This is a genomic window from Achromobacter sp. FW305-C-13, assembly GCF_058783475.1.
Genome location: NZ_JBYSYN010000002.1, coordinates 568,810 through 594,319 on the forward strand (window position 1 = coordinate 568,810; position 25,510 = coordinate 594,319).

General features: G+C 64.7%; 25 protein-coding genes. 14 read left to right on the top strand and 11 right to left on the bottom strand.

Annotated features, from left to right (window positions below; all coding sequences use genetic code 11):
- The first annotated feature begins 77 nt into the window (after nt 1-77).
- The gene (locus tag AC3WMU_RS14140; protein WP_492282531.1) at nt 78-1,322 is read left to right on the top strand and encodes an MFS transporter; all 1,245 of its coding nucleotides are present in this window, start codon (nt 78-80) and stop codon (nt 1,320-1,322) included.
- Between the two features lie 2 nt (nt 1,323-1,324).
- Here the strand turns inward: AC3WMU_RS14140 and AC3WMU_RS14145 are convergent, their stop codons facing one another.
- Nucleotides 1,325-1,705, bottom strand: coding sequence for a cupin domain-containing protein (locus AC3WMU_RS14145; protein WP_454677934.1), 381 nt, complete (start codon nt 1,703-1,705; stop codon nt 1,325-1,327).
- Nucleotides 1,706-1,856: 151 nt separating this feature from the next.
- Here AC3WMU_RS14145 and AC3WMU_RS14150 point away from each other — a divergent pair, with 151 nt between their 5' ends.
- Both AC3WMU_RS14150 and AC3WMU_RS14155 read left to right on the top strand, forming a co-directional pair.
- Nucleotides 1,857-2,096, top strand: coding sequence for an Arm DNA-binding domain-containing protein (locus AC3WMU_RS14150; RefSeq protein ID WP_454677933.1), 240 nt, complete (start codon nt 1,857-1,859; stop codon nt 2,094-2,096).
- Nucleotides 2,093-2,659 (top strand): ureidoglycolate lyase, encoded by a 567-nt coding sequence (locus AC3WMU_RS14155; RefSeq protein ID WP_492282532.1) that lies wholly within the window; start codon nt 2,093-2,095, stop codon nt 2,657-2,659. Before AC3WMU_RS14150 ends, AC3WMU_RS14155 begins: the two co-directional genes overlap by 4 nt.
- A 35-nt stretch (nt 2,660-2,694) precedes the next feature.
- Here the strand turns inward: AC3WMU_RS14155 and AC3WMU_RS14160 are convergent, their stop codons facing one another.
- Nucleotides 2,695-3,288, bottom strand: a complete 594-nt coding sequence (locus AC3WMU_RS14160) for a hypothetical protein (RefSeq protein WP_492282533.1) — start codon at nt 3,286-3,288, stop codon at nt 2,695-2,697.
- Between the two features lie 161 nt (nt 3,289-3,449).
- On the opposite strand from AC3WMU_RS14160, the gene AC3WMU_RS14165 reads away from it, so the two are divergent.
- Both AC3WMU_RS14165 and AC3WMU_RS14170 read left to right on the top strand, forming a co-directional pair.
- Nucleotides 3,450-4,922: a DUF1254 domain-containing protein gene (locus AC3WMU_RS14165; RefSeq protein ID WP_280026644.1), complete on the top strand. Its 1,473-nt coding sequence runs from the start codon at nt 3,450-3,452 to the stop codon at nt 4,920-4,922.
- Between the two features lie 88 nt (nt 4,923-5,010).
- The gene (locus AC3WMU_RS14170; protein ID WP_424626589.1) at nt 5,011-5,940 is read left to right on the top strand and encodes a LysR family transcriptional regulator; all 930 of its coding nucleotides are present in this window, start codon (nt 5,011-5,013) and stop codon (nt 5,938-5,940) included.
- Between the two features lie 22 nt (nt 5,941-5,962).
- On the opposite strand, the gene AC3WMU_RS14175 is transcribed toward AC3WMU_RS14170, so the two are convergent.
- The 4 genes from AC3WMU_RS14175 to AC3WMU_RS14190 form a co-directional block, all read right to left on the bottom strand.
- On the bottom strand, nt 5,963-6,766 hold the full coding sequence (locus tag AC3WMU_RS14175; RefSeq protein WP_492282534.1) for an SDR family oxidoreductase: 804 nt from the start codon (nt 6,764-6,766) through the stop codon (nt 5,963-5,965).
- A gap of 25 nt (nt 6,767-6,791) precedes the next feature.
- Nucleotides 6,792-7,991: an ABC transporter substrate-binding protein gene (locus AC3WMU_RS14180; RefSeq protein WP_006222448.1), complete on the bottom strand. Its 1,200-nt coding sequence runs from the start codon at nt 7,989-7,991 to the stop codon at nt 6,792-6,794.
- Nucleotides 7,992-8,033: 42 nt separating this feature from the next.
- Nucleotides 8,034-8,969, bottom strand: a complete 936-nt coding sequence (gene kce, locus AC3WMU_RS14185) for a 3,5-dioxohexanoate:acetyl-CoA acetone transferase (RefSeq protein ID WP_492282535.1) — start codon at nt 8,967-8,969, stop codon at nt 8,034-8,036.
- A gap of 212 nt (nt 8,970-9,181) precedes the next feature.
- The gene (locus AC3WMU_RS14190) at nt 9,182-9,511 is read right to left on the bottom strand and encodes a YegP family protein (protein WP_006222446.1); all 330 of its coding nucleotides are present in this window, start codon (nt 9,509-9,511) and stop codon (nt 9,182-9,184) included.
- Between the two features lie 123 nt (nt 9,512-9,634).
- Between AC3WMU_RS14190 and AC3WMU_RS14195 the strand changes: the two genes are divergently transcribed.
- The 4 genes from AC3WMU_RS14195 (at nt 9,635) to AC3WMU_RS14210 (ending at nt 14,017) form a co-directional block, all read left to right on the top strand.
- Nucleotides 9,635-11,185: a xylulokinase gene (locus AC3WMU_RS14195; RefSeq protein ID WP_492282536.1), complete on the top strand. Its 1,551-nt coding sequence runs from the start codon at nt 9,635-9,637 to the stop codon at nt 11,183-11,185.
- Between the two features lie 145 nt (nt 11,186-11,330).
- A complete protein-coding gene (locus AC3WMU_RS14200) occupies nt 11,331-12,272 on the top strand; it encodes an ABC transporter permease (protein WP_169269668.1) in 942 nt (313 codons plus the stop codon).
- A gap of 18 nt (nt 12,273-12,290) precedes the next feature.
- Nucleotides 12,291-13,253, top strand: a complete 963-nt coding sequence (locus AC3WMU_RS14205; RefSeq protein ID WP_492282537.1) for a sugar ABC transporter substrate-binding protein — start codon at nt 12,291-12,293, stop codon at nt 13,251-13,253.
- 23 nt (nt 13,254-13,276) lie between these two features.
- Nucleotides 13,277-14,017 (top strand): ATP-binding cassette domain-containing protein, encoded by a 741-nt coding sequence (locus tag AC3WMU_RS14210; RefSeq protein WP_492282811.1) that lies wholly within the window; start codon nt 13,277-13,279, stop codon nt 14,015-14,017.
- Between the two features lie 305 nt (nt 14,018-14,322).
- On the opposite strand, the gene AC3WMU_RS14215 is transcribed toward AC3WMU_RS14210, so the two are convergent.
- Nucleotides 14,323-14,604, bottom strand: a complete 282-nt coding sequence (locus AC3WMU_RS14215; RefSeq protein WP_006222441.1) for a peptidylprolyl isomerase — start codon at nt 14,602-14,604, stop codon at nt 14,323-14,325.
- A 214-nt stretch (nt 14,605-14,818) separates the two neighbouring features.
- Here AC3WMU_RS14215 and AC3WMU_RS14220 point away from each other — a divergent pair, with 214 nt between their 5' ends.
- Both AC3WMU_RS14220 and AC3WMU_RS14225 read left to right on the top strand, forming a co-directional pair.
- Nucleotides 14,819-15,067 (top strand): FitA-like ribbon-helix-helix domain-containing protein, encoded by a 249-nt coding sequence (locus AC3WMU_RS14220; protein WP_280026648.1) that lies wholly within the window; start codon nt 14,819-14,821, stop codon nt 15,065-15,067.
- Nucleotides 15,064-15,483, top strand: a complete 420-nt coding sequence (locus tag AC3WMU_RS14225; protein WP_492282538.1) for a type II toxin-antitoxin system VapC family toxin — start codon at nt 15,064-15,066, stop codon at nt 15,481-15,483. The genes AC3WMU_RS14220 and AC3WMU_RS14225 overlap by 4 nt, the downstream gene beginning before the upstream one ends.
- 36 nt (nt 15,484-15,519) lie before the next feature.
- Here AC3WMU_RS14225 and AC3WMU_RS14230 read toward each other — a convergent pair whose 3' ends face one another.
- The 3 genes from AC3WMU_RS14230 to AC3WMU_RS14240 all read right to left on the bottom strand — a co-directional run bounded on the left by AC3WMU_RS14230 (nt 15,520) and on the right by AC3WMU_RS14240 (nt 19,871).
- Nucleotides 15,520-17,655, bottom strand: coding sequence for an ATP-dependent helicase (locus AC3WMU_RS14230; protein ID WP_492282539.1), 2,136 nt, complete (start codon nt 17,653-17,655; stop codon nt 15,520-15,522).
- Nucleotides 17,656-17,793: 138 nt separating this feature from the next.
- The gene (locus AC3WMU_RS14235; protein WP_035212286.1) at nt 17,794-18,813 is read right to left on the bottom strand and encodes an amino acid ABC transporter substrate-binding protein; all 1,020 of its coding nucleotides are present in this window, start codon (nt 18,811-18,813) and stop codon (nt 17,794-17,796) included.
- Nucleotides 18,814-18,923: 110 nt separating this feature from the next.
- Nucleotides 18,924-19,871 carry a LysR substrate-binding domain-containing protein gene (locus AC3WMU_RS14240; protein ID WP_006222435.1) on the bottom strand — a complete coding sequence of 316 codons (948 nt, stop codon included), beginning with the start codon at nt 19,869-19,871 and terminating at the stop codon, nt 18,924-18,926.
- A 174-nt stretch (nt 19,872-20,045) separates the two neighbouring features.
- On the opposite strand from AC3WMU_RS14240, the gene AC3WMU_RS14245 reads away from it, so the two are divergent.
- The 3 genes from AC3WMU_RS14245 to AC3WMU_RS14255 are packed head-to-tail and all read left to right on the top strand — an operon-like array spanning nt 20,046 to nt 23,209.
- Nucleotides 20,046-21,275, top strand: a complete 1,230-nt coding sequence (locus AC3WMU_RS14245) for a metal-dependent hydrolase family protein (RefSeq protein ID WP_492282540.1) — start codon at nt 20,046-20,048, stop codon at nt 21,273-21,275.
- 36 nt (nt 21,276-21,311) lie between these two features.
- Nucleotides 21,312-22,667 carry an MFS transporter gene (locus AC3WMU_RS14250; RefSeq protein ID WP_006222433.1) on the top strand — a complete coding sequence of 452 codons (1,356 nt, stop codon included), beginning with the start codon at nt 21,312-21,314 and terminating at the stop codon, nt 22,665-22,667.
- Nucleotides 22,664-23,209: a GAF domain-containing protein gene (locus AC3WMU_RS14255; protein WP_006222432.1), complete on the top strand. Its 546-nt coding sequence runs from the start codon at nt 22,664-22,666 to the stop codon at nt 23,207-23,209. The genes AC3WMU_RS14250 and AC3WMU_RS14255 overlap by 4 nt, the downstream gene beginning before the upstream one ends.
- Here AC3WMU_RS14255 and AC3WMU_RS14260 read toward each other — a convergent pair.
- Complete coding sequence (locus AC3WMU_RS14260) at nt 23,191-25,506, bottom strand: xanthine dehydrogenase family protein molybdopterin-binding subunit (protein WP_492282541.1); 2,316 nt, start codon at nt 25,504-25,506, stop codon at nt 23,191-23,193. The two genes, AC3WMU_RS14255 and AC3WMU_RS14260, sit on opposite strands and share 19 nt — an antisense overlap.
- Between the last annotated feature and the right edge of the window lie 4 nt (nt 25,507-25,510).

Here is a 25,510-nt window from a genome sequence, read left to right on the forward strand (position 1 = left end):
TGCGCGGACGCAGCTCTTCTGTAATGGACGCCAGGCGCCCTTGATCGCAAGGCGTCGCGCCCGACAGGAGAACCGCCATGCCGTCCCCGCTTGCCCCGTCTTCCCCGGATGCTTCGCGGCTGTGGCTGCTGGTGCTTGCCGGCGGCATCGTCATGGGCCTGGCCCTGGGCGTACGCCACGTGCAGGGCCTGTTTCTCTTGCCGGTATCGATGGACCGGGGCTGGAGCCGCGAAACCTTCGCCATGGCGATGGCCATCCAGAACCTGACCTGGGGCATCGCGCAACCCTTCACCGGCATGGTGGCCGACCGCTACGGGTCGGCCAAGGTCATCGTCGTAGGACTCGCGTTCTACGCGCTGGGCCTGGCTGGCATGGCCTACGCCGCGACGCCGGCGGCCTTCCTGCTGACGGCGGGCGTGTGCATCGGCATTGCGCTGTCCGGCACCGCGTTCGCAGTCATCTACGGCGCGCTGAGCCGCCTGGCGCCGCCCGAACGCCGCGGCTGGGCGCTGGGCGTGGCGGGCGCCGTGGGCGGGCTGGGCCAGTTCACCATGGTGCCGGCTGCGCAGTGGCTGATCGCAGGCTGGGGCTGGGTGTACGCCTTGCTGGTGTTCGCATTGCTGCTGGCGATTGTGCTGCCGTTGGCCCGGCCCTTGCGCGAATCGGCCCGTGCCGCGCACGATCGGGCGGCGCCGGATGCAGGCCTGTCGCTGCGGGCATCCATCCGCGAAGCCTTCGCGCAGCCCGGGTTCTGGTTGTTGAACCTGGGTTTTCTGGCTTGCGGCTTCCAACTGGCGTTCATCGGCACGCACCTGCCTGCCTACCTGATGGACAAGGGCCTGCGCGCGGCCGACGCCGTGGGGGCGTTGGCGATCATTGCGCTGACCAACGTCGCGGGTACGTATGTCTGCGGCATCCTGGGCGCGCGGCATCGACGTAAATACCTGCTTGCCGGCATCTATCTGGTGCGCACCGCCGCCATCGCGCTGTTCCTGTTGCTGCCGCTATCGACCTGGACCGTCTACGCGTTCGCGGCCGTCATGGGCTTCGTGTGGCTGGGCACCGTGCCGCTGACCAACGGGTTGATTGCGCAGGTCTTCGGCGTGCGCTACCTGACCACGCTGTTCGGCTTCGTGTTCTTCGGCCATCAGCTGGGTTCGTTCCTGGGCGTGTGGCTGGGCGGCATCGTGTTCGAAGCCACCCGGTCCTATGACCTGATCTGGATGGGGGCGATGGCGCTGGGCGTCCTTTCGGCCCTGCTGCACTGGCCGATAGACGACCGCGAGATCACGCGGGCGCGTCCCGTCGCCGCGCCCGGCTGAGGCTACAGGGCGCGGTGCTGCGTGCCCGCGCCCATGGTGATGTGCAGCATGCGACAGGGCTCGATCACCTTGACGGTATGCCACACGCCTTTCGGGATCACGTACGCGTCGCCGTCCAGCATCTTCACCGTCTGGATGCCCGTCGGCCATTCCAGGTGCAGCTCGGCCGCGCCTGACATCAGGCGCACGATCTCGTCGGCTTCGGGGTGCATCTCCCACTGCGGCCAATCCTTGGAGAAGGCGTATTCGGACACCAGCCAGCCGCGGCCGAAACGGTCCAGCTCATCGGGGGACTGTGACCAGAACGCGTCCCCGCCGTTGACGGTGGAAGCGGTGCCGGCGGAGTCCAGCAAGACGTAATGCGACGACAGATCGGTAGCCATGGTGCGCATCCTTGTGTGGGGGGCTTGTGTTGCGGGTTTGGGGCCATAGTAACGAGGCGGCCCGGATTTGGCCCGGGCTTTTGCGCCGGTTTCAGCGCGTCATCTTGAAGCGATATCATGTCGCCCATCAGCAACCACAACGGGAAAGGCGATGAGCCAGGGGTTCGATGGGGTCAGGCCCGCGTCCGAATCGTCCATCGAGATCGGCTTCTTCTATGACGGCAGGCACTGCGTTGAACGCATCCGCGTCAAGCCCACGGCCGCCAACCTGAAACGGGCCGCCGATCGCCGGGCGGCCATCCTGGAGGCCATCGCGCGCGGCGATTTCGACTACGACGCCGAATTCCCCAAGCGCGGCACGCCTCCGAAGCCATCACAAGGGTCCGCATGACAAGCAACACGCAGTTGATAGTCAATGATCTGACGCCGCAGGCTTTCTCGGCTTACGGCTGGATGCTGGGCAAGCCCATGCCGGACGGCAATGGCGTGCCGCTGTTCTCCAACCCGGCCACGGATTTCTGGCAGGAACACGTGTTCAACACGGGGGCGGGCGGCGACGCCGAATTGCTGTGGGTCAACTACCGCAGCCCATCCGTGGAAATCGCGAGCCTGGAAAAGCATCTATTGACGCAGCAGGCCATCGTGCCGCTGACCGGCCAGATCATCCAGGTGGTCGCTAAAAGCGCCGCCGACGGCAGCCCGGATCTGGCGACGCTGGCGGCTTTTCGCGTGCCGCAAGGCCAAGGCATCTGCATGCGGCCGGGTTGCTGGCACGCGACCCGCGTCGTCGATGGGGAAGTGACCTGCCTGATGTTGACGCGGCGATCCACCACGGTGGACCTGATCCAGCATCTGACCACCGACGCGCGGGCAACGGAAAGCGCCATCGTGGAAATCCCTTTGCAACGCCTGGAAGGCCTGGCCGAGGTGGCGCTGGAAGCGGCTACGCAATAACCCGCTTCACAGGCCCTGGGTAAAGGCCGCGGCGATCATTCCGCTTCGCTGCACACCACGCCCAGGCGCTTGAACAGGGGCCATTTGTTGCGGTAGCCATCCGTCCAGCACATGGCGGTAAACGCCGACAGCGGTTCATCCACCGCATGCACCGTGATTTGCGCGGCCGCGGCGTCGTCCTTCGGGCAGAAGGGCTGGCCCGGCGTCGGGTACAGCGCCCCTTCCCAAACAGGGCTGCCGCAGTGTTCGCAGAAATTGGTCCACTGGCCGTTGCGGTCCGGGTTTTGGCGTACGGTAGGTGCCAGCGCCTGCAAGGTTCGCACGACCGGCGCCGACAGGATGCCAACCTGCGACAACAGCGCGGGCCCTTCGATGCGCTGCCATTGCTCTGGGCCGAACAGCCATTCGTGGAATGCCATGGGGTTCAGCCCGGTGCTGTCGCCGTCTTCGTCCAGCTCGATGTCGGCTTCCGTGCTTTCGTGATCGGGCGGCACCGCCAGCGCGAACACCGGTGTGGATTCGCCGCATTGGGCGCAGCAGTGCGTGGCTTGCAGCACGTAGTACGACGATGCTCGCAGGTTTGCGCCTGATTCGCCGTCGCCACCCGTATTGCTATTCTGCGTATCCATGCCTGATATGTTGTTCCTGTGCGAACCGGTCCTAGTTGTGGGGCACCAGTTCTTCTTCATCGCCGGGAAATATGCCAGAATCTGTCCCGGAATTTCTGCTTCGCCCGCGACGCTGCCGCCACCAGGGCGTTGCCAACATCCCCAACGTGTTGGAGCCAACCATGCGCGACCGCCAGAGTAGCACTGGATTTTCCACCGCCCTTCGCAGCGTGCCCGCCCGGTGGTTCATGGCGACGCTGCTGGCAGGCGGCTTGGCCGGCTGCAGCTTCACATCGCCGGACGAGGCCACGGGGTCGCAATCGGTCGGCATCCACGGCGTCACCGGGCAGCAGGCGCGCAGCATCGCCCGCGAGGCCTACCTGTACGGCACGCCCATGGTCGCCAGCTACCAGACCATGTACGCGTTCAGCATCGACAAGAACAACCCGCAGTACAAGGGGCCGTTCAACACGGTGAACAACATCGCGCGCGTCTTCACCCCCGAAGACACGGCCTTCGTCACGCCCAACTCCGATACGCCATACTCGTTCGCCATCCTGGACCTGCGCGCTGAACCGGTCGTGATTTCCGTGCCACCGATGGAAAAGCGCCGGTACTTCGTCCTGCAGCTGATGGACCTGTACACGTACAACTTCGCCTACATCGGCAGTCGCAGCACGGGCAATGGCGGCGGGAATTTCCTGATCGCCGGCCCCCGCTGGACGGGCAAGGTGCCCCCCGGCATCACCAAGGTGATCAAGTCGGAAACCGAACTGGTGAACATGGTGGGCCGCACCCAGATGTTCAACCCGGCCGACCTCGAGAACGTCAAGCGCATCCAGGCCCGCTACAAGATCCAGCCCTTGTCGGCCTTCGCCAAGCGCCCGGCCCCACCCGCACCGCCGGCCGTCGAGTGGATCCCGCCAGTGCCGCCCGGCGAGATGCGCACGTCGCTGGAGTTCTACAACCAGCTTGCCTTCCTGCTGCAATTCGCGCCTACGCATCCCACCGAGAAATGGCTGCGCGAACGTTTCGCCAGCATCGGCTTGAAACCGGGCCAACCCTACAAGGCCGACGCCCTGAATCCCGCCTTGCGCCGCGCCTTGCAGGAAGGCATGCACACGGCGCAGAACGACATCGACAAGAACCGTGCCGCGCTCGGCGGCAAGACCGATACGCTGTTCGGCGACCGTAGCAAGCTGAAGAACGACTACCTGACGCGCGCCACCGGCACGCAAGTCGGCATCGGGGCCAACAGCCGCGAAGAGGCGCTGTATCCGGTCCTGGAAAAAGACAGCCGCGGCCAGGAACTGGACGGCAAGTACGCCTACACGCTGCGCTTCGCGCCGCGCAGCCTGCCGCCTGTCAATGCGTTCTGGTCCATGACCATGTACCGGCTGCCCGAACAGCTGCTGGCGCCCAATCCTATCAACCGCTACCTGATCAACTCGCCCATGCTGCCGTCCCTGAAGAAGGACGCCGATGGCGGGCTTACGCTCTATATCCAGGCGCAATCTCCCGGCAAGGCCAAGGAGTCCAACTGGCTGCCCGCGCCGGAAGGCCCGTTCATGGTGACGATGCGGTACTACTGGCCCAAGCCGGAACTGCTGGAAGGCAAGTGGGTGTCGCCGGAAATAGAGCGGGTGCCGCAATAGGCGCATCGGCGCGCACAGCCTAGAATCGGGCTCCGGAGGGCGGCGGGCGCAAATCCGGCCGCCTTTCCCATGGGGAGGAGTCACGGGCATGAAGCGCAACTTCAATATCCACGATCTGCGTATCTTCTACACGGTTGTCATGACCGGGTCGACCCGCCAGGCCGCGCAGGTGATGCACCTGACGCAGCCGGCGATCAGCCATGCGGTTTCGCGCCTGGAAAGCGCCACGGGCGTGCAGCTGTTCGACCGGTCGCACAAGACCTTGCGGCCCACCGAGGCGGGGCAGTACCTGTACACCGAAGCCAAGTTCGTGCTGGACGAACTGGTGCGCATCGACGAAGCCTTGCACAGCATCGAGCAGTTCGGTGGCCGTGGCTTGCGTATCGCGTCGTCGCCGGCGTTGGCGCTGAGCTATGCGCCTGAGGCCGTCAAGCGCTACCTGGACGAACACGGTAAGCGGCCGTTCTCGGTCGACGTGGAATCGTCGGTGCAAGTAATCAGCGCGGTGGAGACCATGCGGGCAGACTTCGGCCTGGGTGCCGTTGGGCAAGACAGCCCGCGGCTGAACTTCACTCCTTTCCTGCGTACCGATGTCATGGCGATTGCGCACCGGGATCATCCGCTGGCCAAGCGTCGCGTGGTGGCCGTGGCGGATATCGCGCCGGACACCTTCGTCAAGCCGCTGTGGTCCGACTACGTGGTGGCGCAGGGCGACACCGGCGACACCACGCAGCTGGATTTCGCCATGCAGGCGCACATGACCCTGGTGCCGGGCACCGTGCGGGCGATGAAGGGGATCAGTCTGGTCAACGCGCTGTCGGCCTCCGATATCACGCTGGTCTACCCCGATCTGGTGGCGCTGCCGCTGGCGTCGCGGCAGTGGTTTGAATTCGTGCTGATCACTCGTAAGGATGCGCAGAACCAGGAACTGACCGGGCGGCTGCTGGGCGCGTTGCATGCCACCGCCCAGGCGCGCCGCACCGGCGTCTATGCGGACACGATCCAGCTGATCGGCTAGCGCGCCGCACTTTTGACGCGCGTCAGGCGGCCGGCGGTTGCCACGGCAGCGATTGCAGGTCGCCGTCGATGCTGATGGCCTGGCCGCTGACCATCGCGCCGTAAGGGCTGGCCAGGAACAGCGCCATGTTTGCGATATCCGCGGCACGCACGAATTGGCGCAGACTGACGCCGGCCAGTTCCAGCTCGGTTTCTTCCTCGACCGTCAGGCCCATGTTGCGGGCGCGGGCGGCGATCACGCGGTCGATGCGGGGGCCCGCCACCAGCCCGGGCAGCAGCGCGTTCACCCGGATGCCATAGCCGCCCAGTTCCACCGCCAGCGACCGCGTCAGCCCGACCACGCCCCATTTGGACGCGGCGTACGGCGTGCGCATGGGGATGCCCATGCGGCCGGCCACCGAACTGATGTTGATGATGGCCCCGCCGCCCGCCTGGCGCAGCGCGGGCACCGCATGCCGCACGGTGTGGAATTGTGAGGCCAGGTTGATGTCCAGCGTCGCGCTCAGGTCATCGGGCTGGATGTCGGTGATGCCCGCCGTGGGGCCGGCGATGCCGGCGTTGTTGACCAACACGTCCAGGCCGCCCAGATGCGCCAGGGCGGTCTCCATGTAGCGGTCGATGTCTTCGCGCCGGCTGACGTCGGCATGGAGATTAGCGTGGCGGCTGGACGTAAGCGCGTTCTGGTCCACGTCGCACAGGTGGACGCGGGCGCCGCGGTCGGCAAAGGCGTCGGCCAGGGCCGCGCCGATGCCTGCCGCGCCGGCGGTGATGATGACGCGGCGGCCGCTCAGGTCCACCGGCAGGGCGGTAAGGTCTTGCTGGTTCATGTGGTTTTCCCGGGATGCGTTCGGATCAGGGTTTCATCAGGCGGCAGGTGGATTCCTGCGGCGACGTGTAGATCTGGTCGCCGGGAATCTGCGCGATCAGCTTGTAGTAGTCCCACGGCCCCTTGGATTCGGACGGTTTTTTCACCTGCATCAGGTACATGTCGTGCACCATCAGGCCGTCGGCGCGGATGTGCGCGTCCTTGGCGAAGAAGTCGTTCACGGGGTTGGCCTTCAGCCACTTCATGATCGTGTCGCCGTCGGTGGTGCCGGTGGCCTGCACCGCCTTCAGATAGGTGGTCGTCACGGAGTAGTCGCCCGCCTGCAGCATGGACGGCTTCTTCTTCATGCGTTCTTCAAAGCGCGCAGCCCACTTTCGCGACGCATCGTCCTGATCCCAGTACCACGCCGTCGTCAGGTACATGTCTTGGGCCGCCGCCAGGCCAAGCGCGTGGATGTCGGTGATCAGCACCAGCAGGCCGGCGATCTTCATTTTGGGCGTCAGCCCGAATTCCGCCGCGGCCTTGACCGCGTTGCTGGTGTCGTTGGCTGAATTGGCCAGCCCCAGCACCGTCGCGCCCGATGCCTGCGCCTGCAGGATGAACGACGAGAAGTCCGCCGAGTTCAACGGGTGCCGCACGCGGCCCTTCACCTGGCCGCCGTCGGCCTGCACGACTGCCGACGCGTCGCGCTCCAGGGCGTGGCCAAAGGCGTGGTCCACCGTCAGGAAGAACCAGTCCTTGTTGCCTTCCTTCAGCATCGCGCGGGCCGTGCCGCGCGACAGTGAGACCGTGTCGTACACGTAATGCACCGTGTAGGGCGTGCATTGCGCATTAGTCAATTCGGAGGCCCCCGCGCTGACGACGAAGAAGGGCGTCTTCTTCTCTTCGGCCACCTTCGCCATCGCAAGCGCGGCCGCGGAGTTGGCGCCGGCGATCAGCATATCGACGCCTTTCTGGTCCAGCCATTCCCGGGCGCGGGACGAGGCGATGTCGGCGCGGTTCTGGTGGTCGGCCACCAGCACCTCGATCTTCTTGCCCGCCACAGCGCCGCCCATGTCCGCCACCGCCATCTTGATGGCCTCGGCGCCGCCGGGGCCGTCGGCGTCCGCCGACAAGCCCGACATGTCGGTGATGAAGCCGATGCGGATCACGCCGTCATCGGCGCTGGCCGCGCCGCCCAGGCTCAGCAATACGGCGGCCACGGCCGCATTCAAGGTCTTTTTCACGATGTCTCCCCGCGAGGGTTTTGGTGTGGTTCCGGTGACGCGTCAGAACGCGACGTTGTCCCGGCCTTTGAGCTGCAGGATGTCGCGCGCGTCGTCAGGCGTAGCGATGGTGAGCGACAGGTCTTCCAGAATGCGGCGGATGCGCCGCACCTGGTCGGCGTTCGAATGCGCCAGCTCGCCCGGCCCATCCCACAGCGAATCTTCCAGGCCCACGCGCACGTAACCGCCCATCGTGGCGGCCTGGGTGGCCAGCGGCGTCTGCTTGCGTCCCGCGGCCAGCACCGACCACCGGTAGTCGTCGCCGAACAGGCGGTCGGCCGTGCGGCGCATCATCATCACGTCTTCGGGGTGCGTGCCGATGCCGCCGCGGATGCCGAAGACGGACTGGATCAGGAAGGGCGGCTTCAGCAGGCCCTTGCCCACGAAGTGCGCGGCCGTGTACAGATGCCCGATGTCGTAGCACTCGATCTCGAAACGCGTGCCGTTGTCGTTGCAGGACCTGAGGATGTGCTCGATGTCCTTGAACGTGTTCTTGAAAATCAGGTCGTTGCTGCCTTCCAGATACGGGCGTTCCCAGTCGTGCTTGAATTCCTTGAAGCGTTCCAGCAATTCATACATGCCGAAGTTCATCGACCCCATGTTCAACGACGCCACTTCGGGCTTGAACGTGGTGGCGGGCAGCATGCGTTCGCTGACCGGCAGCACCGGCGAACCGCCGGTGGTGATGTTGATGACCACATCGCTGGCCGCCTTGATGCGCGGCAGGAACTGCGCGTACAGCGCGGGGTCCTGCGTGGGCCGGCCGGTCTGGGGATCGCGCGCATGCAGATGCACGATTGCCGCGCCGGCCTCGGCGGCTTCCAGCGCCGACTGCGCGATCTGGTCTGGCGTCACCGGCAGGTACGGCGACATCGACGGCGTGTGCACCGAGCCGGTAATGGCGCAGGTGATGATCACATTGTTTTTGCGTTTCTTCATGGGCCTTGGACGATTCGTGTTTTCTTATGGGCCCCGGCTGTCTCCTCCGGGTGCGGCCCATTCTGTCGCACGGTCCTGGCCTTGTCACCTGAACAGAAATTATCAACTGATAGGCTTTACGGTGCTGCGGCGCAACGTGGATGCGCCGGGCTGGCGCGGCCCGATAAAAAGCCGCCGCCCAGGGCGGGCGGCGGCTGTAAGCGAAAACGCCATCAGGTCTGGTCTTTGGTCGGCGACTTGGGGCCGTTCGTCTTGACGGACTCGATGCCTTTGTCTCGCGCCTGGGCCGTCGAATACATTTCGCTGCGCCCGACCGATTCGCCGTTCGCCGCCACCAGCGTGAAGTAGTGCGAGCCGTCTTTCGCCGTCTTGCGCATGTAGCGCGCCTCGTCGGCGGAATATTTCTGCACCGCGGCAATGCCGCCTTCGGCCGAGGCCTTGGTCGTGTATTGCTCGCTGGTCAGGATCACCTCGTGATTACCCGCGTGCAGATTGAACATGAACTGCGTCCCGCTGCGCTTCAGTACAAAGTAACCGCTCATCGTCGTCTCCGTTCTTGTTGAAGGGGTAACGCTTGGGCAACTTGCAACACGCCGGGTGGCGTCTGCCGAGAATACTTGATGCGGGCGACTTTGGAACAGCAGGCTGAAATACAATCGGCCGCTATGTCCGACCGCCCGATTCCTTCCCCGTCTTCCCCTCAAACTCCCCGCAGCGGATACGTCCTGGCGGTGGACCTGGGCGGTACGCGCTTTCGCGCGGCGCTGGTGGATGAATGCGGCGGCATTGCCCATTCCTGCGCCATCGATAGCCCCGCAGGCGCCGGGCCGCATCCGGGTTGGGACGACATCGACCCCGATGCCTGGTGGCGCGGCCTGCAATCCCTGTCCGACACCTTGGCCACCCAGGCCGGCGCTGCCTTCGACGCCGTGCAGGCGATTGCCATCTGCGGCGTTACACGCACCCAGGTCTTCGTCGACGCGCAAGGCGCCGCTATTCGCCCGGCCATCACCTGGCGCGACACACGCACGGCCGCGGATGTGGCTGAATGGCTGGCGGCCATGCCGTCCGGCCATCCCGAAAGCCGGCAGATCAACGCCTTCCATCCTTGGGCGCGCCTGGCGTGGCTGCTGCGCGCCGAGCCGCAGCATGCGGCGCGGGTGCGGGTCGTGCTGGAACCCAAGGACTACCTGAACTTCCGCCTGACGGGCACGGCGGCCAGCGATACCGTGTCGATGGCGCGTCTGGCTGCTGCTGGCCGGGGGCACGCGGCCGAGCCCGATCTGCTGACGGCCCTGGGCGCCGATCCCGCCTGGGTGCCCCCCTTGCTGAGCCCCCTGGATATTGTCGGCCCCGTGCAAGCCGGCCTGCCGGGCGCCTTGGCCCGTCTGGCGGGTCGCAGCGTCGTCGCCTGCGCGAACGACACCTGGGCTGCGGTGGCCGGCCTGGGCGCGCTGCGCTCGGGCTACGCCTACAACATATCGGGCACCACCGAAGTCTTTGGCGCGGTGGGCGCCGAGCCCGTGCAGGCCCAGGGCCTGATGACCGTGGACTGGGGCAGCGGCCACCATCAGATCGGCGGCCCCGGCCAGAACGGCGCGGACACGGTAGCCTGGCTGCTGCCGCTGCTGGGCCGCCTGGGCGCCGCGGGCATGGCGGGCGTGGGCACCGCGATGGACGCTTTGTTGAATGCGCCGCGCGACCCGCAACCCGCCTTGTTCCTGCCGTACCTGCAGGGCGAGCGCGTCCCGTACTGGGACCCGCACCTGCGCGGGGCATTCCTTGGCCTGAACCGGCGGCATGGCGCAGGCGATCTGGCGTGGGCCGTGCTGGAGGGCGTGGCCTTCCTGAACCGCACCGTCCTGGAGCGCGCCGAGGCCGCCCTGGGCGCGCCGGTGGGGGAAATCCGCTATGGCGGTGGCGCCGCGTCCAGCCCGCAGTGGTGCCAGGTCAAGGCCGACATCTGCGAACGCGCCGTCGTCGTCGGCCAAGCGGAACAACCCGGTGTCGTCGGTGCGGCTGTGGCCGGCTGGACGGCGCTGGGCCGCTACGGCAGCTTCTCCCAGGCGCAGGACGCGCTGGTCCGCACGGCGCACCGCTACGAACCCCAGGCTGACCGCAGCGCCGCTTACCGCCAGCTATACGCCCAGTTCCGCGCGGCGGAAGCAGCGCTGACGCCGGTGTCGCACGCGCTGGCCGGGATGCGCTTGCCGTAAAAACCCTAGGTGCGCTTGCGCGGCCTGGCAGCCCCTTGCCGCACCGTCGGGGTATAAACTCCTACGCCATCAGGGCGCGAACGCCCGGCAGGCGGTGGATAACCCTTGCACTACAACGAATACCAACGCAGCAAGGGTTGAGTCGATGCGCGGCATCCTGGAAAAGTACGGCACGGCAATCGCGGGATTGGTCCTGGTGGGCTTCTTCGCAATCGCCGCCCCGAATTTCGCGGCACCGAACAATCTGTTGAACATCGCCAAGGAAACCAGCTTCCTGGCCATCATTGCCATCGGCTTTACGCTGGCGCTGGTGACCGCCGAACTGGACCTGTCAGTGGCCGACGTCGCCAGTCTGGCGGCCGTCGTCACGGGCGCTCTGGTGCACACGGGGCAGCCGGTGTTGATCGCCATCGCGGCGGGCCTGGGCGTCGGCCTGCTTTGCGGCCTGGTCAACGGCATCGCCGTCACCCGCCTGCGCGTCCCGTCCTTGATCGCCACCCTAGGCATGGCCGCCATGGCACGCGGCTTTGCCTTCATGCTGACCGACGGCGTTTCCTACGTCGGCCGCTGGCCCGCAACCTTCACGGACCTGGCTCGCGCCAAGCCCTTTGGCGTTCCCGCCTTGGTGCTGTGGATGCTGGGCGCGGTGCTGGTTGCCTACTTCCTGATCAAATGGACCCGCACCGGGGCCCGCATGACCGCCACCGGCGAAGCCGGGGAATCCGCGCGGCTGGCCGGTATCAACATCCGCGCCATGAAAAGCATCGGCCTGGCCCTGTCCGGCCTGTGCGCAGGGCTGGCCGCCGTGTTGCTGACATCCAGCCTGTCGTCCGCCGCGCCCAACATGGCCGGCGACTACTTCCTGTACGCGATCGCCGCCGTCTTGCTGGGCATGACCATGTTCAACCCCGGCCACGCCAACATCCCTGGCACGCTCGTCGCTGCGCTGATCCTGAAAGTGCTGGGCAACGGCCTGGTCTTGATGGGCGCGCCGTACTACGTGCAAGACATCGTGCTGGGTTTCATCATGATCGCGTCCGTCGCGGTGTCATCGGCCGTCCTGAAGAAAGCGGCCTTCAAATTCTGATCCGAAGGGGAAACCACCATGACCAAAACCTTGAAGCGCACGCTGCTTGCCAGCGCGTTCGCCCTGCAATCGCTGGTGGCCAGCGCCGCCTACGCCTTTGACGTCGGCATCGTCGCCTTTCAGATGTCGTCCGAAACGCACGCCCGTGTCGCCAACGCCGCGGCCGAAGCCGCCCGCGCCAAGGGCTGGACCGTTACCCAACTGAACGCCGAAGGCTCGCTGCCCAAACTGGCCGAACAGCTGGACACCCTGGTCAACAAAAAGGTCGACGCCATCGTCGTCGCCATGGGCAAACCCGTGGAAACCGACGCCCAGCTGCAAGCCGCCAAAGAGAAGGGCATCCCCGTCGTGGGCGTGATGTCCGGCGCCAGCCCGCACATGCTGTTCGACGTCGAAGTCAACGAATACGCCACCGGCGCGCAGTCGGTGCTGTATCTGCTGGGCAAGATGGGCTACCAGGGCAACATCCTGTCCGCCCGCTTCGACGGCAACTCCGGCACCCGCATCCGCGGCAAGATGCTGGACGCCGTCCTGACGGAAAACACCGCTGTCAAAGACCTGGCCAAGTTCAGCATGGCCCGCACGCAAAGCTGGCGCGACGACGTGCGCAACGGCATGCAGGCCTTGTTCCTGCGCCATCAAGGCCAGTTCAAGGGCGTCTGGGCCTCGTTTGACGGCCAGGCCTACGTCATCGACGACCTGCTGCAATCCCAGGGCATCAAGAAAGGCGACATCACCTTGGTGTCGGTCGACGGCGGCCCGGAAACCTACCGCCGCATCGCCGACCCCAACAGCCTGATCACCGCCACCATGATGATCCCGTTCGAACAGCTGGGTGCAAGCGCCATCGATTCCATCGATCGCATCGTGGTGAAGAAGGAGCCCAAAGAGACCGTCGCCGCCGGCCCGTACCTGTTCATGGATTCGGTGCTGGTCGACGCCACCAACGTCCAGAAATTCCTGCAACCCGCCGCCAAGTAATTGCCGTGACCGCCCTGACCACCATGACCGCCGCGCTGTCGCTACGCCAGATCCGCAAGTCCTATGGAGCGGTCGAGGCCCTGAAGGGCGTCGATCTGGACGTGCCCGACGGCCGCGTCATGGCCATCTGCGGCGACAACGGCGCAGGCAAGTCCACGCTGATCCGCATCATCTCCGGCGCGCAAGAACCCTCGGGCGGCGAACTGAGCCTGAACGGCCAGAAGGTCGTGTTCGGATCCCCTCACGACGCGCTGGTGCAAGGCATCGCGACGATCTATCAGGACCTAGCCCTGGCGCCGCGCTTATCCATCTGGGAAAACGTCTTCATGGGCGCCGAACTGGTGCGCCGGGTGGGGCCATTCAGCGTCCTGGACAAGCGCCGCATGGCCCTGGACGCACGCGGCTACCTGAAACGCCTGTCCGTGCCCATTGAAGACATGGACCGCCCGGTCGAACGCATGTCCGGCGGCCAACGCCAGGCCGTCGCCATTGCACGCGCGCTGCGCTGGGACGCGCGCGTCGTCATCATGGACGAACCCACCGCGGCATTGGGCGTCAAGGAAACGGCGCTGGTGCTGAATCTGGTGCGCAAGCTGCGCGAAGAAGGGCGCACCGTCATCCTCATCAGCCACAACATGGCCGACGTGGTGGCGCTGGCGGACCGCGTGGCGATCCTGAAGAGCGGCGTGAAAGTCATCGAACGCGACGTGGCCGGACTGAATGCAGATACCCTGGCGCACATGGTGATGACGGGGAAGGAATGAGGGGCGCGCCAGCGGGTTGTTGACTCGCGCGATCGGCGGCACACCAAACATGTAGGATGGGTGTAGCGCGAGAAATCCGCCCCAAGCACATCAATGCCAAACGCGCGCAACCCATCAAGCCGCGCCGGCGTCATGGCTGGAACGCCTAAGCATGGCAACGCTGCCTGATGGGTTACGCGCGATGTACGCTGGTACGGGGGCTGGATTCTCTCGCGCTGCACCCATCCTACGACTTCGTATCCGCACAAAAAAGGCCGCCGCCGGGTTTCCCCTGGCGGCGGCCTTTTTGCGTGCGGCAGCGGGACTTAGTCCTTGCGGCTGGTCACTTCAACCAGGTGATAACCGAACTGGGTCTTCACCGGGCCCTGGACCACGCCAACCGGGGCGCTGAACACGACGGTATCGAATTCCTTGACCATCTGGCCCGGGCCGAACGTGCCCAGGTTGCCTCCGTCACGGCTCGACGGGCAGCTGGAGTTTTCCTTGGCGACTTGGGCGAAATCAGCGCCGTTTTCAATGGCGGTCTTGAGTTCGTTGCACTTGGCTTCGGTGGAAACGAGGATGTGACGGGCGGAGGCTTGTGCCATGGGGGCTCCTTGCGGGGAATGATTGGGGGAGGGGAGAGTAACGCATTCGGCGTTGCTCGCTACCCTGCAATCATAAACGGGGAATCCGGCCTCACTGGGCGGGTCGCTGCCTGTTGCCTGTGTTTCTGCCTGATACGGGTAGACCGAGTCTCCCTGGCGTTGCGCCTCCATTAGTCAATGATTAAAATGCAGTCATTGACTAATGGAGGCTTTCATGGCGACCATGACGATCCGAAACATCGATGACCAGCTCAAGGCCCGGCTCCGGGTGCAGGCGGCGCAGCACGGGCGTTCGATGGAAGACGAGGCCCGCGACATTCTCCGCGCCGCTCTGTCCTCTGAGCCTCCCCGTGGCCTTTCGCTCGTAGGGGCGATCCGGGCGCGTGTCGCGCCGTTGGGAGGGCTTGAACTGGATCTTCCAGCGCGCGAACCCCTACGCACGCCTCCGGAGCTGGGCGCATGATCCTGCTGGATACGAACGTCATTTCAGAGATTCTTCGGCCAGAGCCCGATCCCCGTGTGGTCGACTGGCTTGAGACGCGGCCGCGAACGGCGCTGTTTACGACGACGATCACTCGTGGCGAATTGCTCTACGGCGTCAGGTTGCTGCCCGAGGGTCAGCGCCGGGATGCGCTTTTGCGAGCGGTGCTGGCGATCTTTGCGTCAGATCTGGCGGGGCAGGTTCTCAACTTTGATGGTGAGGCCGCAGATGCGTATGCAGAGATCGCTGCCGAGCGCCGAGCGATGGGCAAGCCGGTTAGCCAGTTTGATGCGATGATCGCTGGGATTGCTCGATCGCGGGGGGCGAGCCTGGCGACACGTAACGTCAAGGGTTTTGCCGACTGCGGCATCAACGTGATAGATCCTTGGCGCTATTGACTGCAGATTCCGGGGGGCACCGCCGCCGTCGCTTGATTAATCCGCCAGCCATGGCTTGAAGGGCTCCAAATCCAACCCGCTAGGCACATACCAGACCTTCCTGGTCTTATCCCACTGTGCCCCCAGCGCCTTCACCACGTCCTTGTTCTCATAGGCGACGCGAAGATCCCGATGACCCACCGCCTGCGTCGGCGCGGCCATATTCCGGCGTAGCGCGGTGTCCGCGCGCTTCTGAATCGCCGCCAGCTGCATCCGTTCAACGAACACGCTCCGCCGCGCCGCTTCTTCCGACGAAACCAGCGTCAAGCGCGCTTTCGTCCGTGTCGCCGCGACATAGAACAGATTCTCTTCTTCCCCCAATTCCCGCAGCGGATTCGGAAACTCGCCCGCGTCCAGGAACGGCAGGACGACATGGTCGAATTCCTTGCCCTTCACATTCACGATGCAGTCCATCAACACCGCGTTCTTCCCAGGCCGGGCGCCGACGAACGCTTCCGCCGCGCCAATCCATTCGGAAAACTGGTTCAGCGTCTTTCCCGAGTTTCGTGCCGAGGTGAGGAATCCGCTGACGGACTTGGTGACGACCGAGGCTTCATAGGGGTGGACATACAGGCGCTTGGCCAATTTATCCATGTCCATGATGTCGCAGACTTTCTCCAGCGCCGTGTGGGCAGGCGAGTCCACGGACAGGCCGCGCAGGAATGACACAGCATCCGCAATGCGGGTGCGGGCGGAGACGCTACCGACGCGTTGAATCTGGCCGTCGAAAAAGTGCTTCAACGCCGACGGTTCTTTGGCCAGGGTGGATTTGGCCTCGCTCAGCGCTTCCGGGGTCAGCGGAACCTCTGCAAAGGTCGCCAGCGCTTCTACGATGGCCTCTCGCGTAGTCGGCGACGCAACGTGGTGGAAGTCGTCCAGCGCAATGGCGATCATGCCGCGCAGGAACAGGATTTCTTCGCGCAACAGGTAGCTGTTCATCGTCAGCGTGCGGTATTGCAGGCCGGCGTTCATCAGCGCGTTTTCTATTTCGATGGACTGGTGGGCGTCGCGGAACAGGATGCAGCAGTTTTCCAGTTTCTTGCCGTCCTGCTTCCATTGAATAACCGCTTTGACGACTTCGGCGCCGCACGCGCCGGGCGTGTTGGCGTAGGTCAGTTCGTGGATATCCGTGCGCACCGGAAGATTTGAATCGACGGGCTTGTGCTTGAACGCTTCCATCGCGTAGGCCAGATGCGGCCCATGGCGGTACGTCATCGTCAACGGGAAGCTGGCGCAGTCCGTAAAGCTGGAGGCGATGCGATATTGCAGAAACGCTTCGTCCGCGCCCAGGTGCGAATAAATGACCTGGTCTTTGTCGCCCACGCCGACGAAATAGGTGGTGTCCAGGCTGACCAGGGCTTCAACAATGCAGAACGAGGCTTCGTTCATGTCATGCAATTCATCGCACACCACCAGCTTATAGCGGGGCAGGTCGTGGCGGGCGTCGGGGCTGGACCGCAGCAGGCGCGCCAGGTCATAGGTGGCATCGAAAAAGCCGCGGGCGTCCACGTAGCCGAACACGTCAACGCGTTGCTTCTCGTATTCGATGGCCCACAGATAATCCGTCAGCGGCAGCCCCAACGTCTCTGCCGCATATTCGGGATCGTCGTCGCCGTCTGGCGCCAGCATCATCGTTGCTTTCAACTTCAGCAAGTTGTCCAGGAACTGGCTGACGGCGGTATTGTGGGTGCGGATATCCAGCATGTCCGCGTACTGCGGGTGGTTATGGGCCACGTTGTCCAGCACGGACAGTGCATAGCTTTGCTGTTCGCGCGTGGAGGGCAGCCGTTCCGGCTTGGCGTCCTCGATGCGGGACAGGACCTGCTGGGCAAACGTTTCAACCGTTTGGACGGGAATCCGCTTGGCGGTGTTGTAGGCGATGCCTACTTCCACCAAACGCGCCTGCAGGACTTGCCGGGCTTCGTCGGTGAAGGTCAGGGCCAGAATGTCTTCGGGCGCCAGTCCCCTGGCAAGCGACTCCCCGATGCGCAGGGCCAGCGTGGTGGTCTTGGCGGCCCCCGCGTTGGCGATCACAAGGCTCGTACGATTGCGCGAAGCCTGGATCTTTTTCTGTTCTTCGGTGGGAACAAATCCTGCAGGGAAGAACTGGGTGGAAGGGGAGCTTGTCGTCATCGGGGCGGTAAAGGCGCGAGCAGAAATGTCGCTGGAGTCAGCCGCCAGTGTAACGATTCCAAAAGCCGCTCCGCCCAATGCAAGCGGCCGGCGGGTGCGCGGGGCACCTGCCGGCCGTTCAGGCTGAAATCCTGCCGCTTAGCGTACCGGCCAGCCGTACATCAGGCCGCCATCACGATAAGACGCGTTCAAGCCGCGCGGCAGCTTCAGCGGGCTGCTGGGGCCCAGGTTCTTTTCGAAACTTTCGCCGTAGTTGCCGATGTGCTTGATGATGTTGTACGCCCACTTGTCATCGACCCCCAGGTTCTTGCCCATGCCCGGGGTCACGCCCAGCAGGCGCTGCACGTTGGGGTTCGTGCTTTTCAGCATCTCGTCCACGTTCTTCGACGTGATGCCGTACTCTTCCGCTTCCAGCATGGCGAACATGGTCCAGCGGACCACGTTGAACCATTGCTCATCGCCCTGGCGCACCATGGGGCCCAGCGGTTCCTTCGAGAAGTTCTCCGGAAGGATGTCGTACTTTTCCGGGTTCTCCAGGTTGGTGCGGGCCGCGGCCAGCTGGGACTTGTCGCCGGTGAACGCGTCGCAGCGTCCCACCGCGAAGGCGCGGATGATCTCGTCCAGGCGTTCCACGACAACCGGCTTGAACACGATGTTCTGCGAGCGGAACCAGTCGGACAGGTTCAGCTCGGTGGTCGTGCCCGGCTGCACGCATACCGTCGCGCCGTCCAGTTCCTTGGCGCTTTTCACGTTCAGGGACTTGTTCACCATGATGCCCTGGCTGTCGTAGTAATTCACGCCGACGCCGATCAGGCCCAGGGTGGTGTCGCGCGTCAACGACAGGGTCGTGTTGCGCGGCAGGACGTCCACTTCACCGGACTGCAGCGCGGTGAAACGTTGCACGGCGCTGACCGCCATGATCTTGGATTTGGAAGCATCGCCAAACATGGTGATGGCCAGCGCGCGGCACAGGTCGACGTCCAGGCCGATCCAACCGCCCTTGCTGTCGTTCACGGAGAAGCCCGCGACGCCGGTGGAGACGCCGCATTGGACGAAGCCCTTGTTCTTCACGCTGTCGAAAGTCACGCCGGCGTTGGCAGCGGCCCAGGACGAGAGGAATAAGGCGGTGCCTGCCGCAACATGTTTGAGTGCTTTCATGGTGTCTCCGCGCAGAATGCGCATGGTATTCGTCCGCCGGTGGGCGGATGTGCGCGGAATGGTAGCTACGGGGTCGAAACGGGAATATCAGGGAATTCCCGTTAAATCCACTAAGCGGAATTTGCGTCGCAATAACGGCATTCGGCGTCGCCGCTTTTACCGGTCGCGGGCTTGCCATCTTGCAGGTCGGTGCGCCCGCCATGAAAGCACTCATGCGACAGCCATTGGCTCAGCCGGTCGTAGCTTTCCATATTGCTGCGCCAGTTGGGCGCACACAGGTAGTAGCCAAGGGGACTCTCGAACGTGCGGTCGAAGATGTCGACCAGTTGTCCCGTCGCCAGCTCTTTTTCGATCAGGCAGTGCGGCATCAGCGCGACGCCAAAGCCCGACGAGGCCGCCTGGATAATCATCGAAAACAGATTGAACCCGGGCCCGAATCGTGCGCGGTCATAATCGCCGATATACGTTGAAAACCAGTATTCCCAAGAGAGGGGAATTTCAATGTGCTGCAGCAGCGTGCATCGCTTGATGTCTTCCAGGCTGCTTATCGGATGCTGTTCCAGATATTCCGGTGAGCAGACCAGCCGCGTTTCCCGGCCGGTCAGGTACATGGCGTCCCCGTCATGCCAATCCCCATAGCCATATTGGATTGACGCATCGAAATCCAGTTCGGTGCTTTTGTAATCGGCCACGCTGTAGCGGACGAAATTGATGGAAATGTCCGGGTTGGCGTCCCGAAACGTTTTCAACCGGGGAAACAGCCATTGCGCCGCGAAGGTGGGCGCGGCCGATACGTTCAGCGATTTGGCGGACTGCTGCGTGGCCATGACCTGCGACGTGGCGCTTTCCAGCGTGTGCAGCGCGGGACGGATCAGGCTCAGGTAGGTGGCGCCCATGCGGGTCAGTTGCAGGCCGTTGGTGGCGCGGATGAACAGCGCGTGCCCCAGGTAGCTTTCCAGCGTGGCGATGTGCCGGCTGATGGCGCTTTGCGTGACGAACAACTCTTTGCCCGCCTTCGAAAACGACAGATGACGGGCCGCCGCGGTGAACGCATTCAACTCAGAAAGGGTGGGGCAGCGACGTCTCATAGGAGGGTATGAGTAATGCTCATAAGGCTGTTCGAATTTGTGTCGGACGCCTAAGGGGAGACCCGGTATCGGACGTTTGGATTGTACCGGTAGAGTTCGCCATGCTGAATTTCCTGCATGTCGAACGGATAGCGTGATTTATTTATGAAGCCGGTTGTTGTCAAGAATTGCAAGATTTTGAATACCCGATCGCTGGCCCTTGAAGCCGCGGCGAATGTGCTGATCGAAGACGGGATGATCTCGCGCATCAGCGCGGACGATATCGCGGTGCCCGATGCCGAGATGGTGGATGCCAAAGGCATGACCTTGATGCCCGGCATGATCGATTGCCACGTGCATGTGGTGGCCTCGTCGTTCAATCTGGGCCGTGTGGCGGCCCTGCCGAACGCGCTGGCGCTGCTGCGCGCCTTGCCGATCATGCAGGGCATGCTGGACCGGGGCTTTACCTCGGTGCGCGATGCGGGCGGCGCGGACTGGGCGCTGGCGCAGGCGGTGCTGGACGGGGTGATCGACGGGCCACGCCTGTTCTGCTCGGGCAAGGCGCTGTCGCAGACCGGCGGGCATGGCGATTTCCGTCAACGCAATGATGAGCTTGATCCTTGCCCCTGCTCGGTCAAGATCGGCAACATCGGCCGGGTGGTGGATGGCGTGGACAACTGCCGGCTGGCGGTGCGCGAAGAAATCCTGAAGGGCGCAACGCAGATCAAGGTCATGGCGTCGGGTGGCGTGGCTTCGCCCAACGATCCGATCCAGAACCTGGGATTCTCCGAGGCGGAACTGATTGCCATCGTGGAAGAGGCCAGCAACGCCAATACCTACGTGATGGCGCATGCCTACACGCCGCGCGCGATCTCGCGCGCCGTGCGCTGCGGCGTGCGCACCATCGAACACGGCAACCTGGTCGACCGCGAGGCGGCGCTGGTCATGAAAGAGCATGGCGCCTACATGGTGCCCACGCTGATCACCTATGAAGGCCTGGCCAACGACGGCGAGCGCTATGGCTTGCCGCTGGACTCCGTGAAGAAGATCGCCACCGTGCGCACGCACGGGCTGAAGGCGCTTGAGATCCTGGACGAAGTGGGCGTGAAGATGGGTTACGGCAGTGATCTGCTGGGCGAAACCCACTACATGCAGGCGGACGAGCTGGTGCTGCGCAGCCGCGTGCTGGGCAATGCCAAGGTCATCCAGCAGGCGACGCTGATCGGCGCCGAAATCCTGAACCAGGAAGGCTTGCTGGGCGAGGTCTGCGTAGGAGCTTACGCCGACCTGCTGCTTGTTGACGGCAACCCGCTGGACGACATCGCGCTCTTGACCCAACCCGATTCGATCAAGCTGATCATGAACCGCGGCCTGCTGCACAAGAACGCCTGCTGACGTTCTCTTATTCCCCTTTCTCCGGAAATCTCCACCATGTATTCCGTATCAGACCGCCTGGAGCGGCTGCCGTTCTCAAGCTTCCATTTCAGGCTGCTGATGATCGGTGGCCTGGGGCTTGCCTTTGAAGCGCTGGACGCCGGCATCATCGCCTTCATCATCCCCTCGCTGCGCGTGCAGTGGGGCCTGTCCACCGGCCAGATCGGCTGGATCGCCAGCAGCACCTACGTGGGCTTCCTGGTCGGCGCGCTGTTCTCGGGAATTCTGGGCGACCGCTACGGCCGCAAGAAGATCATGATGTGGGCGCTGCTGTTGTTCTGCGTGGCGACGTTCTTCAACGCCTTCGCCCGTAACTATCACGAGTTCTACATCCTGCGCATGATCGCGGGTATCGGCATGGGCGCGGAAGGCGCCATCATCGCGCCGTATCTGGCGGAGTTCGTCAGCAGCAAGTACCGCGGCCGTTTCACGGGCGCGCTGGCCGGCTTCTTCTCGTTCGGCTTCGTGCTGTCGGCCTTGCTGGGCTATTTCATCGTGCCGTTGAGCGATGACGGCTGGCGCTGGATCATGATCATTGCGTCGGTGCCCGTCGTGTTCCTGCTGTGGTGGCGCAAGTCGCTGTTCGAGTCGCCCCGTTGGCTTGAGCATACCGGGCAGACCGCCGAAGCCGACCGCATCTGCTCGGCGATCGAAGCCGAAGTGCAGCAAAAGCTGGGCCGCCCGCTGCCCACGCCCATCGCCACCCGCAAGGCCGCTTCCGCCGCTGCCGAGCCCCAAGGCGCGATGGCGAAGCTGGCCTCGCTGTTTTCGAGGACGTATCTGGGCACGACCGTGCTGGTCTGGGTGTTCTGGATCACCGTGCTGTTCTGCTACTACGCCTTCCTGGTGTGGATTCCCAGCCTGCTGGTCGAACGCGGCTTCACCATCACCAAGAGCTTCTCGTACACCATCCTGATCTACCTGTCGCAGATTCCGGGCTATTTCTCGGCCGCGTACTTCAACGACAAGATCGGCCGCAAGTACACGATCCTGATCTACATGCTGCTGTCGTGCCTGTCGGCGCTGGGCCTGGCGCTGGCCAGCGGCGAACATCAGATCATCATGTTGAGCATGCTGCTGTCCTTCGGCATGAATGGCGTGATCGCGGGCCAGTACACCTACACGGCTGAAATCTATCCCACGTCGATCCGGGCGACCGGCATGGGCGCGGCCTCCGCCTTCGCACGGATCGGCTCGATCGCCTCGCCGACCATCGTGGGCGTGGCGTACCCGGTGCTGGGGTTTGCCGGCGTGTTCGCGATGATGACGGCGATTCTTCTGGTCGGCGGCCTGGGCATCCTGTTCTTCGGCAAGAACACGCGCGGCGTGGTGCTTGAGGAGATCAACGTATGACGCCGGCATCCGTGTTTTCGCCTTGGGCCGGGTACGCGCGTGCCTTGGGGCTGGCTAGCGGCCGCGAAGCGCAGTGGGACGTGGTGTCCGGATTTCTGGAAGCCGCCTTTGGACATCGGCTATTCACCGCGCTGCTGTATCTGGAGGAACATCGTCTGATGAAGCGGCTGTACACGTCTGACGAGAGCACCAGCCCCTTGGGCGGCTTCAAGGCGACGGGAAACGGTCCGTGGTCGCGCCATGTGCTGGAGCAAGGGCGCTTGTACGTGGCCAGTAACGAAGACGATGTGCGGTCGGTGTTTTCCGAAGCGCCGATGCTGATCGACCGCGGCCTGCAATCGGCGCTGAATATTCCGGTGCGCCACGAAGGCCGGGTGATCGGATCGCTGAACCTGCTGGCTGGCCGCCATGCCTATGACGCAGCCGATCAGGACCTGGCGGCGGTGATTGCCGGCTTGTGCGCGCCGGTTTTCCTTGAGGAAATGCGGGCTGCGCAGTCGGCGGCCGCGCAGGTGGACCGGTCTCAGCTCGATAGCGTCTGAGCTTGCTGAGCCAGCACGGCGCGTACCGCGTCCGGCGTGAAGGGCGCTTCATAGAAGCGCCGCCCCGTGGCGTCGAAGAGGGCGTTCGCGATGGCGGCGGGGCCCGGAACGGAGGCGGACTCGCCCGCACCCATGGGCGGTTCGTCCTGGCGCGGCATCAGCAGCACGTCGATGGGCGGCAAGTCCTTGAAGCCGATGATGGGGTAGCCGCCCCATTCGCGGCTGGCCACGCCCGCGGTGTCGAAATCCACTTTTTCCAGCAGGCTGCGGCTTAGCGTCTGGTTCACGTTGCCGTGGATCTGGTGGCGCACGCCGTCGGGGTTGACGATCATGCCCGTGTCTTGGCCGACGACGATGCGCTCGACGGTGATGCAGCCGGTGGCCGGGTCAACGCGCAGGTCGATGACCCACGCCGCCCATGCAGCGCCGAAGCCGGGGAACTTGCTGTGCACGTAGCGGGCGTACGCGACGCCGCGCCCATGCAACTGGCCGTCGGCGTCGGGCGTGCCGCGGCTGCCTGGCGTGAAGGGACGCCAGCCTGCGCGCTGGGCCGTGGCGTCGATCAGCGCGACGGCGCGCGCATCACCCAGATGCCGAACGCGGTATTCGACAGGATCCGCGCCGGCGGCGTGGGCGAGTTCGTCGATCATGCATTCATGCGCGAACGAATTGGGCAGCGCCGACACGCCGCGCAGCCACGATGCGCGCACCAAAGGCGCCATGTCGTGGCAGACGACGCGCCGGTTCTGATAGCGATAGGGCGGTGCCGCCGTGCGGTCGCCCATTTCCAGTGTGCGCGGTTCGGTAGAGATCGCACCCGTCAGCAGCAGCGCCAGGATGGGCGCGTCATTGGAGGGATATCGCACCGCGAAGTCGTAGGCGAGCAGATCGCCATTGGCATTGATGGCAGCGCCCACGTCCATCAATTGGCCGGTGCCCTTGGGTTCCCACTGATGCTCCTGTTCGCGGGTGAGCTGCACGCGCACCGGCGCGCCCACCGCGATCGACAGCAACGCCGCGTCGGCGCAGACGTCATCGGCGCAATTGCGCCCGTAGCAGCCGGCGGCCTCCAGCCGGATCAGTTCTATCTGGCCTTCGCCCAGTTTCAGCAGGCGGTCGAGATCGGTGCGCAGCATGTGCGGATTCTGCGAACCGGTCCAGACCGTCAGGCGGCCGTCGCGAAAGTCGGCGACGGCGCACGAGGGGCCGATGGAGGCATGCATCTGGTAGGGCCAGACGTAGCTGCGGCGCAGGTGCGTGGCGGCGTCGGCACACACGGCGTCGACATCGCCGTCTTCGATCAGCGGCCGGGCGCGCGCGGGCTGGGCGCGGATGGCCTCGGCAAGATTATCCAGGCGGGGCGCGGGGGGCACGGGCTTCCAGCGGACCTTCAGCGCCCGCATCGCGGCGATGGCCTGTTCTTCGCGATCCGCCACCACGCCGATGAAGTCGCCCTGCGCCACGACCTGCACGTTACCGGGCAGGTGGGCGACGGATTCCCGATCCACATCAATAAGGCAGCGCCCGATGAAGTCACCGGCGTCGCGTCCCGGATGGGGCGGGCGGATGACACGCCCATGGCGCATGCCGGGCACGCGCACGTCATGCACGAAGCTGAGTTCGCCGGCGGCCTTGGCCGGGATATCGACCCGGGCCACGCCTTGCCCGACGATCCGGTAGTCTTCGGCGGGTTTCAGGCGGACGGGCTGGTCGGGGGGCGCCAGCGTCAGCCGCGTGTGCTGGCCGCGCACCAACTGGCCGTAGTGCAGTCGACGCGGGTCGCTGTCGTCCCGGGGCCGGATCACGCCGTCGCGCACCCGTAGCGCATCGCGCGGCAGGTTCCACTGTTGCGCTGCCATGGCAAGCAGATGCTCGCGGGCCTGAGCGGCGGCGCGCCGCAAGGGAACCGCCGATATCTGGATGCTGGCGCTGGCGATCGTCGGCCCCTGGTTGGGGGCGGCGTTGGTGTGGCCCAGCACCATCTCCAGGCGTGCCATCGGAACATCCAGTTCTTCGGCGACGATCTGGGCCAACGAGGTCTTGATGCCCGTACCCAGATCCACATGGCCGTTGAAGGCAAGCACGCGCCAGCCGGAAGGGTCTGACCCTTCGAGGGGCAGGCCGGTGCCGCCCAGCACCGCGATGAAGATTTCCGGCGTCGCCTGAACGTAATCGGTCGCGGTCCCGGGTTGGCCCGGCGCAGGGCGCGGCGGCGCCGAAGGCTCGCGCACGACCAGCAGCGCGTCGGGGTGGGCGAGCAGCGTGCCAACCAATGCTTGAGGCTGAGGCAGGGTCATGGGG